The sequence below is a fragment of the Mobilisporobacter senegalensis genome (assembly GCF_003752155.1).
Taxonomy (GTDB): domain Bacteria; phylum Bacillota; class Clostridia; order Lachnospirales; family Lachnospiraceae; genus Mobilisporobacter; species Mobilisporobacter senegalensis.
This window is the reverse complement of the sequence record NZ_RJVG01000004.1, coordinates 1-13,372: the sequence shown is the minus strand read 5'-3', so window position 1 is coordinate 13,372 and position 13,372 is coordinate 1. Positions and strand designations below refer to the sequence as shown.

At 35.0% G+C, this 13,372-nt stretch carries 9 protein-coding genes; all 9 read left to right on the top strand.

Annotated features, from left to right (window positions below; all coding sequences use genetic code 11):
- Positions 1-7: 7 nt before the first annotated feature.
- On the top strand, positions 8-877 hold the full coding sequence (gene rfbA, locus EDD66_RS07385) for a glucose-1-phosphate thymidylyltransferase RfbA (RefSeq protein WP_123608942.1): 870 nt from the start codon (positions 8-10) through the stop codon (positions 875-877).
- 11 nt (positions 878-888) lie between these two features.
- The gene (gene rfbC, locus EDD66_RS07380; RefSeq protein ID WP_123608941.1) at positions 889-1,449 is read left to right on the top strand and encodes a dTDP-4-dehydrorhamnose 3,5-epimerase; all 561 of its coding nucleotides are present in this window, start codon (positions 889-891) and stop codon (positions 1,447-1,449) included.
- 35 nt (positions 1,450-1,484) lie between these two features.
- Positions 1,485-2,363 carry a dTDP-4-dehydrorhamnose reductase gene (gene rfbD, locus EDD66_RS07375; protein ID WP_123608940.1) on the top strand — a complete coding sequence of 293 codons (879 nt, stop codon included), beginning with the start codon at positions 1,485-1,487 and terminating at the stop codon, positions 2,361-2,363.
- A 28-nt stretch (positions 2,364-2,391) separates the two neighbouring features.
- On the top strand, positions 2,392-3,471 hold the full coding sequence (rfbB, locus tag EDD66_RS07370; protein WP_123608939.1) for a dTDP-glucose 4,6-dehydratase: 1,080 nt from the start codon (positions 2,392-2,394) through the stop codon (positions 3,469-3,471).
- 255 nt (positions 3,472-3,726) lie between these two features.
- The gene (locus EDD66_RS07365; protein WP_123608938.1) at positions 3,727-4,170 is read left to right on the top strand and encodes an RrF2 family transcriptional regulator; all 444 of its coding nucleotides are present in this window, start codon (positions 3,727-3,729) and stop codon (positions 4,168-4,170) included.
- Between the two features lie 263 nt (positions 4,171-4,433).
- Entirely contained in the window at positions 4,434-5,369 is a 936-nt protein-coding gene (gene cysK / locus EDD66_RS07360) for a cysteine synthase A (protein WP_123608937.1), read from the top strand.
- 170 nt (positions 5,370-5,539) lie between these two features.
- Positions 5,540-6,298, top strand: coding sequence for a tRNA threonylcarbamoyladenosine dehydratase (locus EDD66_RS07355; RefSeq protein WP_123608936.1), 759 nt, complete (start codon positions 5,540-5,542; stop codon positions 6,296-6,298).
- 40 nt (positions 6,299-6,338) lie between these two features.
- Positions 6,339-7,517: a MalY/PatB family protein gene (locus EDD66_RS07350; RefSeq protein ID WP_123608935.1), complete on the top strand. Its 1,179-nt coding sequence runs from the start codon at positions 6,339-6,341 to the stop codon at positions 7,515-7,517.
- A gap of 302 nt (positions 7,518-7,819) precedes the next feature.
- Positions 7,820-12,958: a carbohydrate binding domain-containing protein gene (locus tag EDD66_RS07345; protein WP_123608934.1), complete on the top strand. Its 5,139-nt coding sequence runs from the start codon at positions 7,820-7,822 to the stop codon at positions 12,956-12,958.
- Positions 12,959-13,372: the final 414 nt, after the last annotated feature.

The window sequence follows — 13,372 nt, the reverse complement described above, 5'->3', positions numbered from 1 at the left end:
GAACCACATGAAAGGAATTATACTGGCTGGCGGATCAGGTACCAGATTATATCCGGTCACAAAAGCAATTTCAAAGCAGATACTGCCAATCTACGATAAACCAATGATATATTATCCTATGTCGGTACTTATGTTAGCAGGGATAAAAGATGTTTTGATCATATCAACTCCCAGGGATATTAAAGATTTTGAGGAACTGTTTGAAGATGGAAGCAGTTTAGGACTTAATATCTCTTATGCCATTCAGGATGCACCAAGAGGACTTGCAGAAGCATTTATTATTGGTGAAGAATTTATTGGCAAGGATAGTGTTGCGCTTATTCTTGGGGACAATATCTTTTATGGAAGAAGCTTCTCGGAGACTTTGCGAAGAGTAGCAGATCAAAAAGAGGGAGCTACGATCTTTGGTTATTTCGTAAGAGAAGCGAGTGCTTATGGAGTTGTAGAATTTAATGAAGAAGGACAGGCTATCTCTATAGAAGAAAAACCGGAGAATCCAAAATCTAATTATGCTGTTCCAGGTTTGTATTTTTATGATAATCAGGTCGTTGAAATTGCAAAGAATGTAAGGCCATCTGCCAGAGGAGAGTTAGAGATTACCAGTGTAAACAATGAATACTTAAGAAGAGGTGTTCTAAAGGTTGAGAAATTAGGACGTGGTATGGCATGGCTTGATACGGGCAATCATGATTCGCTTTTAGACGCTTCCAATTATGTGGCTTCTATTCAGAAACGACAAGGATTATATATTTCCTGCTTAGAAGAAATCGCTTATAAGATGGGATATATAGATAGAGAACAATTGCTTAAATTGGCGGAACCTATGTCTAAAACAGATTATGGCAAGTATTTAATTGATGTTGCCAATGGCTTGTAAGGAGAATAAGAATGAGCAATTTTATTATTAATAAATGTAGTGATATTGAAGGACTCTATGTGATTGAAACATTAACTTTTGGTGATAATCGTGGATATTTTATGGAGACTTATAATTATGAAACTTTTAAAGAAGCCGGACTTGATATGGTTTTCGTACAGGATAATCAGTCCATGTCAAAGCAAGGAGTTTTAAGAGGACTTCATTTTCAGAAAAAATACCCACAAGGGAAATTGGTTCGTGTCCTTAGTGGTGTTGTCTATGATGTTGCTGTGGATTTAAGAGCAGATTCAAAAACCTTTGGAAAACATCATGGAGTGATATTATCTGGAGAAGAAAGAAATCAATTCTATATACCGGAAGGGTTCGCTCATGGATTTTTAGTGCTTTCTAAAGAAGCAGAATTTGTATATAAATGCACGAATGTTTACCATCCTGAAGATGAAGGGGGAATTATATGGAATGACCCTGCTTTAAAAATTGACTGGCCTACTTTTGAAGGTGTGGATTTAACAATCTCAGAGAAAGATATAAATTTACCTCTCTTTGATAAAGATCATATATATTTTTAATATATCATTTTAAATAAAACAAAAAGGATGCTGCTATGAAAAAAATATTGATTACTGGTGCAAATGGTCAATTAGGAAGAGAATTGAACCGGCTTTTTGCAGATCATAAACAAGATATAGAACTTCTTAATACAGAAGTTGTATCAATAGAAGAAAAGAATATTGTTGCAATGGATATTACAGATTTCCATCAGACAAGAGATGTGATTATAAACTTTATGCCGGATATAATCATTAATTGCGCTGCGCATACTGCCGTCGATGTATGTGAAAGTGACAAAGAGAATGCCTACAGGATCAATGCTGTCGGCCCTAAGAATCTGAGCCTGGCAGCAAAAGAAATATCTGCGGTATTAGTACAGGTTTCTACAGATTATGTATTTGATGGCAATAGTACAAAACCTTATACAGAAGAATCTGGAACAAATCCTCAAAGTGTATATGGAGAAACAAAGCTGGAGGGTGAAAAATTTGTAGGAGAGATTTGTGAAAAATATTTTATTATACGAACTGCATGGCTTTACGGCGAGGGTAAAAATTTTGTGAAAACAATGCTCAGACTTTCTGAATCCCAGGAAGAAGTTCGTGTAGTTTCCGACCAGTTCGGAACTCCAACAAGTGCAAAAGAATTATCAAAGATGATAATATATCTTATGAATACCAATGCATATGGTATTTATCATGGAACCTGTGAGGGAAGTACGAGCTGGGCTGATTTTGCAAAAGAAATATATGAACAGGCAAAGAAAACTACGAGGGTCATTCCTATTACCACCAAGGAATATCCTACTCCGGCGAAGAGACCGGCTTATTCTGTGCTTGAAAATAAAAGGTTGAAAGAATTAGGTGGCTTTACGATGAAAGATTGGAAGGACGCCCTGACAGAATATATGGAAGAAGTTTTTGATTTATAAAGAATAATTGTCATTTAGGAGGAAGAATATGAAGACTTATCTGGTCACTGGTGGAGCCGGTTTTATCGGTTCTAATTACATTCAATATATGCTTGATAAATATAAGGAAGAGATCAAGATCATTAATGTTGATGCGCTTACATACGCAGGTAACTTAGAGAATTTAAAAGAGGTCGAAGATCTGCCTAATTATCAGTTTATAAAAGGGGATATCTTAGATAAGGAAGCGATTATAAAGATATTCGAAGAAAATGAAATCGACAGAGTCGTGCATTTTGCAGCAGAGAGTCATGTTGACAGAAGTATTAAGGATCCTGAAGTGTTTGCAAGCACCAATATATTGGGAACTCTTAATATGCTTGATATTACTAAGAGGTTCTGGGAAGTGGATGGTGGATACAAAGAGGATAAAAAATATCTTCAGGTATCAACAGATGAAGTTTATGGATCTTTGGAAGAAGAAGGAAGTTATTTCTATGAAACGACACCGATAGATCCACACAGCCCTTACTCTGCAAGTAAAGCTTCTGCAGATATGTTAGTGAAATCATATATTGATACTTACCAATTTCCCGCTAATATCACCAGATGCAGTAACAATTATGGACCATATCAATTTCCGGAAAAATTAATACCTCTTATGATTCATAATGCACTGAATGGTAAGAGCTTACCTGTATATGGGGATGGATTAAATGTTAGGGACTGGCTTTATGTAATGGATCATGCGAAAGCAATTGATATGGTAATGGAACAAGGTAAGATTGGACAGATTTATAATGTGGGCGGCCACAATGAAAAGAAGAATATAGAGATTGTGGAAATTATTATTGATACACTTCGTGAAGCATTGCCTGATTCTGATCTTAGAAAAGCTCATATTAATGAGAAATTAATTACTTATGTGGGAGATAGAAAAGGACATGATAGAAGATATGCCATAGCTCCAGATAAGATAAAAGAAGAGATTGGCTGGTATCCTGAGACAATGTTCAAAGATGGAATCAAATTAACAATCCAGTGGTATTTAAATAATCTGGATTGGATGGAACGACTGACCAGTGGTGATTATCAGAAATATTACGAGGATATGTATAAAAATCGATAATGAGAGTTAAATTATCAAGTGAAACTTAATTCAGACATGGTTTGAACCACAACTGAATTTTATTCCTGTGTATCCAGGGATGCAGGGCTGTCATCTCCCCCTTTAAAAGGGGAGATTGTTATAGCTGGCATCCATTGAAATAGAAAAATAAATAATTTCATAAAATTATAAAATATTGTTGACAATAGATTAATTAAGGTGTATAAATAAAGTATATAAAACTTATCAATTTACTATGAATAAAGGAGGGAGATTATGAAAGTCTCTACAAAAGGCAGATATGGTTTAAGAGCACTTGTCGATTTAACTATAAATTCTAAAGATAAACACGTCTCTCTTGTAGAAATAGCTAATAGGCAGAATATCTCTTTGAATTATTTAGAGCAGGTATTTGGAACGCTAAGAAAAGCCGGGATTGTAAAAAGTATTAAAGGAGCTCAAGGTGGTTATGTATTAGCGGATAGTCCTGAGAATATAAAAATTTCAACAATTTTAACAACTTTGGAAGGCGAGTTTAGCATTGTAGATGAAGGTGATTCTGATAAGCAATTAGATTCCATACAACTTGCCGTTAAAGCACTTGTTTGGGATAAGATTAATGAGAATGTGAATTATTATTTAGAGAATACAACATTAGAAGATATTGCGAACGAGCACAGGAGGTTAAACGGTACAGAATCCTATATGTATTTCATTTAAAGGTGTTACTTTTATAAAATGGGAATATAATAGTTTATAAGTAAATTCCTAGTATTCTAATAAGGTAAATAAATATATTCCAAATGAATGAAATAGTATAAATATCCAAACAATAAATAAGTGATATTTCATTTAAGAAATTATATTCTGCAAAAGAAATGAAAATTATTCACAGATATAAAATATTTTATATATTAGGTGAATGAAATATAGAATGAAGCAACATTAAAATGAAAAGTTAAAAAAGAAAGGAAGTAGTATTTATGGCAAAAATAGCAAAGAAATTAACTGATTTAATCGGTAACACACCACTCTTAGAACTTAGCAATTATGGGGAAATTAATAATCTTGAGGGAAAAGTAATTGCAAAATTAGAATACTTTAATCCACTTGGAAGTGTAAAAGACAGAATTGCCAATGCAATGATTGAGCAGGCAATAAAAGATGGAAAAGTGGATAAAGACACGGTTATTATTGAACCAACAAGCGGTAATACAGGAATTGGTCTTGCATTCGTAAGTGCAGCCAAAGGCCTTAGATTAATACTTACAATGCCTGACACTATGAGTATTGAAAGAAGAGCAATTGTAGCAGCTCTTGGAGCAGAAGTTGTATTGACCCCTGGTGCTGAAGGAATGAAAGGGGCTATAGCGAAAGCAGAAGAATTAGCAAAAGAATATGGAAATGCGTTTATTCCACAGCAATTTGAAAATGCTGCTAACCCGGAAGTTCATAGAAAAACCACAGCAGAAGAAATCCTGCGTGATACAGATGGTAATGTAGATATTTTTGTTGCTGGTGTTGGTACAGGCGGAACAATTACTGGTGTTGGTGAAGTCTTAAAAGCAAAGAATCCTAATGTTAAGATTGTTGCCGTTGAACCAATTGCTTCTCCAGTTCTTTCTGGCGGGAAACCAGGTCCTCACAAGATACAAGGTATTGGTGCAGGATTTATTCCAAAGGTAATTAATTTAGATGTAGTAGATGAAATCATTCAAGTTGAAAATGAAGATGCATTTGCAGCTTCAAAAGCGGTGGCAAAGGCAGAAGGATTATTGGTTGGTATTTCATCAGGTGCTGCAATTCAAGCAGCAACTGTTCTTGCAAAACGTCCTGAAAATAAAGATAAGAATATTGTTGTATTATTACCTGACACAGGAGAAAGATATCTTTCAACTGCACTTTTCAAAACAGAATAACATTTTATTGCCAAACGAATTAATATAGGTTATTATATTTAATTAGTTAAGGAAGACAGCCGATTTAGCTTCTTGGCTGTCTTTTTTAACATTTAAATGAGCAACCAGTTCTTTCATTAGTCTGATATATTATTATAGAAAGAGCGATTATAGTAGAAAGAGGAAATAAAATGTTAAATCAATTTTCGAGAACAGAATTATTATTTGGAAAAGAAGCAATGGATCATCTGGAAGGCTCCAGAGTTGCAGTATTTGGAATAGGTGGAGTTGGCTCTTATACAGTAGAAGCATTAGCCAGAAGCGGAGTAGGAATTATTGATATCTTTGATGATGACAAAGTATGTCTTACCAATATAAATCGTCAGCTTATTGCTACAAGGAAAACAGTAGGTAAATATAAAGTAGATATAATGAAAGAAAGAGTTCTTGAAATCAATCCTAAGGCAATAGTAAATGTACATCAGTGTTTCTATTCTCCAGAGAATGCAGATGAATTTGATTTTTCAGAATATACTTATATTGTAGATGCTATTGATACTGTAACAGCTAAGTTGGAACTTATTATGAGAGCAAAGGCAGCAGGAGTTCCAATCATCAGTTGTATGGGCGCAGGGAATAAATTAGATCCTACTCGTTTTGAAGTTGTGGATATTTATAAAACATCAATCTGCCCCCTGGCAAAAGTTATGCGAAAAGAGCTTAGAGCCAGAGGAATTAAAGAACTTAAAGTGGTTTATTCTAAAGAGCCGGCAAGAACACCAATTGAAGATATGTCAATCAGCTGCAGAACGAATTGTATATGTCCTCCGGGAACTGAGCGTAAATGTACAGTAAGAAGACAGGTCCCAGGCAGTACAGCATTCGTTCCTTCTGTTGCCGGGTTAATTATAGCAGGGGAAGTAATTAAAGATATTACTGGGGTAAAATAAGTTACCAGAAGACAAAACACATGATTTAAGGGAGGACATAATGTATAAGTATGACTTTAATACAATTGTAGAACGTAAGAATACAAATTCAATAAAATATGATTTTAATACAGAAAGAAAGATGCCTCTCGATGTTCTGCCATTATGGGTAGCAGATATGGATTTTGAAACTGCACCAGAAATTAAGGAAGCAATACTAAAAAGGGCATCCCATGGAATCTATGGTTACACCAGACCAAAACCGGATTTTAATAATACAATTGTAAACTGGATGAAGAAACGTCATGGTCTTGAATCCAGACCAGAGTGGTATTTTTATACACCAGGAGTGGTATTTGGAATGAGTATGGCAATCCGTGCATTAACAAAGGAAGGAGAAGGAGTTCTAATCCAAAGACCTGTTTATTACCCTTTCTCCAACATCATTACAGATAATGACCGAGTCCTGATTAATAATCCTTTGGTATACCATAAAGAAACTTTAAATTATGAAATGGATCTGATTGATTTTGAAGAGAAGATCATAAATAATAATGTTAAACTATTTATATTATGCAATCCACATAATCCAGTAGGAAGAGTATGGACAAGAGAAGAATTAGAGGGAGTCGGTGATATATGTTTAAAACATGGAGTTAAGATTGTTTCTGATGAGATCCATGAAGATTTTATATATGAGGGACATACACATATCCCATTTATTAAGATTAAACAGGAGTATGAAGATATAACTATTATGTGTACCTCACCAAGTAAAACATTCAATCTGGCGGGGCTTCAGATTTCCAATCTTATCGTTCCGAGCAGAGAGATAAGAATGGCAATTAAAAAAGAGATCATGAAGACTGGATATGATGAACCGGGTACCCTTGGAATGGTCGCTTGCCAGGCTGCTTATACATGGGGAGAAGAATGGCTTGAGGAATTGAAACAGTATCTTACGGATAATCTAAACTTTGTAAGACAGTTTTTGCAAGAAAAGCTTCCTAAGATCAAACTTGTTGAACCAGAAGGAACTTATGTAATCTGGCTTGACTTTTCTGGATATGGGTTATCGGATGAAGAGATAAACCAAAAAATGATACACGAAGCGAAATTATGGTTAGACAAAGGAACTATGTTTGGGGAAGAGGGAGAATTCTTCCAGAGGATTAATATAGCGGCTCCAAGAAAAACCATAGAACAGGCGTTGCTTGCATTAGAGAGAGCATTTGTTTAATCCATGGAATTTTACAATTAGAATAGGGATGAATGATCAAAAACATTTTAGAGCTGTACACTATTATAGTGTATGGCTTTTTTTAATTACAGAAAGGATCATGCCACTGTCTATATTTCGTCTGCCCTCTATTTAAGTTTAAAATAATAAAATAACAACACCTTTTACAAAATTTGGAATATGTTTGCGCTTTTCTATCTTCTCTATAATAAAAGGAAGGGAAGTGATAATGATAGGTGGTTACACTTGTGAATATTGTAATGTACAAAAGATGGGAAAACAATATTTAGGAGGTAGCTAAAATGAAAAAAAGAAATGGGAAACGAATTCTTTCAGGTATCTTAGTGATTGCATTGGTTTTTACAATGCTTTTACCAGATAATTTAAGAATTCACGCTTTGGCAGCAGAGAATGGGACAAATTTATTAAAAAATGCCGATTTTCAAGATGAGAGCGACAGCCTTGTTGAAAAAGCAGACAATAATGGCTGGGATGTGTATGCAGCTAACTGGGGAGGAGGACCAGGTGCAGCAGTCACACCCACTGTAATATCCCCAAGTGGCATATCATTAGATATAGGCAATATTGGATATCTTGACTGGCATGTTCAACTTTATCAGGGAGGCATTCACTTAGAAAAAGGGAAAAATTATAAAATTACCTTTGATATTATATCCGATAAAGCAAGAACCATCGATATCAAGTTACAGAATTTTGTGAATGATGGATATGCACCTAATCTTGGACAATTAAGAATAGACTTAGAAAGGAATAAAAAAGTAAGTGGAGAATTTACTACCGATAGTCCAATAGTAGAAACTATCACTACTGGAAAACTGGTTTTCTTATTAGGGAAAATAGCAGATACAGACGCAGCATCTAATATTATGATTGATAATGTCAGACTCACTGAAGTAGTAGAGGATGTTGAAATTCCGACGGAAGATAGCTTACAGCCACCTGTATTATCAGAAGATATCTCTGATAATGTGTTTGGAAACCCAATTGAATTAACGTTTACAGATAATGAAGATTGGAGAAGCAAGATTAATAATATTACCGTAGATGGGGTTTCTGCCATTGGTTCTACAGGCATAGAAAATGTCACTATTTTGCCTGGTAAAATCATATTGGCTCAGAATCTGTTTGTGGATGATAGTGACCTGCCAGAGAAAATATTTACAATTAGGGTAGAAGCGAATGGTTATAAACAGGCAGTAGCAAAACAGACAGTTACCAGATTGGAAAGTGACTGGAACCTTACGTGGAATGATGAATTTAGTGGAATTGCACTGGATCAGACAAAGTGGTCCTACCAATTAGGAGTGAAAGCAAATCCTGATGGCCCAATTTATTGGGGAAATAATGAAAAACAGTATTATACAAAAGAAAATTTATCTGTTCAAGATGGTAAGTTAGTGATTGAAGCAAAAAATGATGGTCGTGAGGGAATGCCATATACTTCGAGCAGAATTCGTACCGTAACAGATGATAAGACCAAATTGTTCACAACAAAATACGGTAAAGTTGAAGCAAAAATGAAACTTCCAAAGGGACAGGGGTTCTGGCCTGCGTTCTGGATGCTTCCGGCAGATGAGACTTATGGAACATGGGCAGCTTCCGGGGAACTTGACATTATGGAAGCAAGAGGTCATGAACCGGGTTCTGTTGATGGAACAATTCATTACGGCAGTCAATGGCCAAATAATACATATTCTGGTGGAAGATATATCTTTGATGAAGGTACTGATATTGGTGACTTTCATATTTATTCAATTGAATGGGAGCCAGGAGAAATTCGCTGGTATGTAGATGGAGAACTCTATTCCACAAAGAATCGTTGGTCCAGCAGGGGAGCAGGGGAAGCAGAGAATTACACCTATCCTGCTCCATACGATGTAGATTTTTATCTGCTATTTAATTTAGCGGTAGGAGGAAATTATGTAAGTAATTTAGAACCAACTCCAGAAGATTTTAAAACACCGGTAAAGATGGAAGTTGATTATGTAAGAGTATATCAAAAAGATTCTTATAATGAAGATGTAACAGAACCGGAAGCAGAGAAAGATACTGCCAAATTTGAATCTTATATGAAAGACAGTGATGGAAGTTTTGTGACAGATAGAAATTTTGATACTGTTAATATGACGGCAATAAAAGATGGTAAGTTGGAAGATACAAGTAATGGTCAAACGGGTGAGGCAAGATTTCCACTTGGCAGATGGTTCTTTGCAACTCAAAGTGATTTTGGAGCAAGTGCAACACTTACAAAAGAAGTCATTGGTGAGAATACATTTGCTAAAGTAGCTATTTCAAACGGAGGAAATCAAACCTATTCAACCCAGTTGATTCAATATGTATCTCTGGCAAAAGGGTATACATATGAAATTACATTTGATGCAAAAGCAGATTCTCCACGTACAGTAATCGTGAAAGCAGCAGGAAATGCAGATGCAGGTTTTCCTACTTATTCCCCATCCTTTGAGGTTCCATTAACGAGTGAATTACAACATTATTCTTATAAATTTACAATGTCAGAGAGTTCTCAGGATAAAGCCAGACTTGAGTTGAATATGGGAATAGATACAAATGGAGTAACAATTGGCAATGTGACTGTAAAGCAGACAGAACCAGATGTACTGGATGAGGATGCTAAAAAAGCACCCCTTGAGAATGGTAACCACATATATAATGGTACTTTTGATCAGGGTACAAAGAGAATGAAGTTCTGGCATGTAGATGGGGCTGCAGCGAACACATCAAACCGTCAGATGGAGATCATTCCTGCTTCTGAAATGGTTGAAGAAGTGAAACTATATCAAAAAGGAATCCAATTATTACAAAAGGATACCTACCAATTATCTTTTGATGGAAGTGCCGGCAGAACGGGAAATATTACAGTGAAGGCGTTAAGTAAAGATGGTGGAACTATATATGGTGAGAAAGAATACTCATTGAGCACAGATAACCGTAGTTTTTCCGGGGAAGAAGCATTTATTTTTACAATGCCGGAAGGTATCACTGACGAGGAAGCCCAGATTGTTTTCTGTTTTGGCATGGATCAGAGAAATGTGATTATTGATAATGTGAAATTGATTCGTACGACGAATCAAAATGTGGATTATACTAGTGTGAATCTCTATCCCATTCTGAATGGAGATTTTTCCGTTGGAACCATTGGATGGAGTGGACATCAAACCAATCTTAGCGGGGAGAATGGTATATTAAAAGCTCCTGGAGGTTTGGGAGTAAATGTATACGATAATATGGTCATGGCTGAGAATATGCTATTGTCTGGAGGAATGACATATATTTTATCGTTCAAAGCCAAAGCATCAGAGAGCAAAAAGATCAAATTCACAATTGAAGACGCCTCTTATGCACCAATTCTTGAAGAAACAGATTATTCAGTAGATAATGAATGGATCACATATTCAAAAGAATTTAAAGTAAATGCAACAAAAAAATATTCCCTGAAGTTCCAGATAGGAGCAATAGGAGCTTTTGATTTCTATCTGGATGATGTGGTACTGGAAGTAAAAGATGCCCCACTCAAGAAACCAGCCATGATTGCAGGTCTATCGAAAAATATAAAGGTAGGAGAAGATGTTGTACTTCACTACTATGGAACCTCTGAGTGGGAAAGCAGTAAAAAAGAAATTTATGTAGATGGAAATAAGGTTTCACCGGAATTCGTTAAGATCGGAAATGGTAAATTAACAGTAGACTCATCTATTTTTACTAAATCAGCTGTATATGAGATATATGTAAAAGCAGATGGCTTTGCAGAAACTAATAGAATAGCTCAGACAATAATACCAATGGATGGGAATCTGCTGATCAATGGTGATTTTTCAGAAGGATTAGAGCCTTGGCAAGGCTGGTTCAAATACAATGGTGATGCCGGAAGGAATGTAGGAAGTGTCAGTGTTGAAAATAATATGGCAAAAGTATTCCATGAATGGAATGAGGGGCAAAACTGGGATCTTCAATTTTACCAGGAAAATATTGCTCTTGAGGGAGGAAAGACATATATTCTTTCGTTTGATAGTAAAGCAACGGTAGAAAGACCGATAGATATTGAGATTGGAGTTGGTGTACCTCTTGGAAAAGTAAACCTTGGAACGAATATGGAAGAGTATGAGCTGACTTACACCCCAGATACAGATATGATGGCTAAGATCAATTTCTTATTAGGAAACGTTACAAATGGTGATTTAACCACACCAGGTAGTAATACAGAGAGTCACTCTATCTATTTTGATAATATTAAACTAATAGAACAAAATTCAACAGATCCAACAGACCCAACAACTCCTTCAAATTCAGGAAATTCCACACCACCTGGTAATATCAAGATAATATCCTCTGGAAAGGTCGATTTTGTGGTAGATAATAAGGCGAGAGAAATAAAGGCAAATATACTGACAGGGTTAAAAACCATATCAGAAAATAATTTATTAGATATTACCGCGAGTATTCCAGTGAATGAATTACTGAATGGATTTACATTAGATTATCCAATGAATCTTAATATATCTATGAATACGGACTTAATTCTAACAGAGATTAGAAGAGAAGATGTAAAAAAGATTAATATCTCGATAGTATTACCTGGCGAAATTTATCAGAACAAGAATTTTATACTTTCAGTTTTAGCATTGGATAAAAGATTATTAACAGAAGCGACTACATTGGGTAAAGATATTTCTGTTATCATTAAAAATGAAAAGGGAGAAGTACAATATAGTTGGGACTTTACTCCTGAAATAATTCATAAAGATAAAAACAGCAGTATTAATTTATTATTAGAATCTTTGTTAGTGACGGAGGATAAAGATGTTCTGAAATTACTAAACTCTGCAAAAGAAAAGGATGTTTCAGAAGGTATCGTAATAAACGTAAAGAATAATGGTACATTACCATGGGCTTCAACTATTACAATTCCAGTGATGAAGCAATTAGATCTACAACAGAAAAAGGAAGTCTACTTATATCGTTATAATGAAAAAACGAAGAAACTGGAAGAACTACCTACTGGTATACTTCAAATTGCAAAGGATGGTACGGTAGAATTACCGGTCATTCAAGGTGGTAAATATGTAATTTTAGCTAAGAAGGCTAATAGCAACATTGTTACAACATTACTGGCACAGGTTAAGGTGTCAGCGGTTAAAAAAACATTGTCAGTTAAGAAGTCTGCTCATATAAAAGTCACACTTCCGGCAACCATTACAAGTGTAAAGAAATTTACGAAGAAGAATTCACTGGCTACGATTGAGGGTAAGATAACATATAAATCAGGAAATTCTTCAATTGTGGGAGTGGCGTCAAATGGTAAATTGGCAGCAAAGAAATCAGGAAAAACAATAATATATGTAACAGTACAATTAAAAAATGGCATTAAAAAGACTTATAAATCAACGATTACTGTAAAATAATAAAACAAAAATGCAAGAGCAGACATCTGCTCTTGCATTTTTTGATATAATGTTAATTGTTTTAAATGTCTAATGTTATTGAAAATAATATCAATAAATCAACTATCAAATAAATATTTCTTACTGGATACAATATTCAACAGAGAATTATCAGCAATACAAAAACTTTCTATAAATGAAAGGGAATGCCATAAAACTTGCAGAATTTTCTTGACTTTAATATTTTAAAATGAGATAATGGAAGCAAATTTTGATTTTAGGAGGATGTATTATGTCAACGAAAGCAAACTTTAAACGTGAAGAAATTGGTGCTCATAACCCGATGTTTACTCAAACTCGTGCTATCATAGAGGCACCGTTTTATGGTAACAATGTAATTAAAGTAAGTACTCTTAGGGAAGCTTATGAATTAGC

Excerpts from the sequence above, each read along its gene's own strand:
- rfbA (WP_123608942.1), top strand. The coding sequence starts at position 8 with ATGAAAGGAATTATACTGGCTGGCGGATCAGGTACCAGATTATATCCG.
- rfbC (WP_123608941.1), top strand. The coding sequence starts at position 889 with ATGAGCAATTTTATTATTAATAAATGTAGTGATATTGAAGGACTCTAT.
- rfbD (WP_123608940.1), top strand. The coding sequence starts at position 1,485 with ATGAAAAAAATATTGATTACTGGTGCAAATGGTCAATTAGGAAGAGAA.
- rfbB (WP_123608939.1), top strand. The coding sequence starts at position 2,392 with ATGAAGACTTATCTGGTCACTGGTGGAGCCGGTTTTATCGGTTCTAAT.
- EDD66_RS07365 (WP_123608938.1), top strand. The coding sequence starts at position 3,727 with ATGAAAGTCTCTACAAAAGGCAGATATGGTTTAAGAGCACTTGTCGAT.
- cysK (WP_123608937.1), top strand. The coding sequence starts at position 4,434 with ATGGCAAAAATAGCAAAGAAATTAACTGATTTAATCGGTAACACACCA.
- EDD66_RS07355 (WP_123608936.1), top strand. The coding sequence starts at position 5,540 with ATGTTAAATCAATTTTCGAGAACAGAATTATTATTTGGAAAAGAAGCA.
- EDD66_RS07350 (WP_123608935.1), top strand. The coding sequence starts at position 6,339 with ATGTATAAGTATGACTTTAATACAATTGTAGAACGTAAGAATACAAAT.
- EDD66_RS07345 (WP_123608934.1), top strand. The coding sequence starts at position 7,820 with ATGAAAAAAAGAAATGGGAAACGAATTCTTTCAGGTATCTTAGTGATT.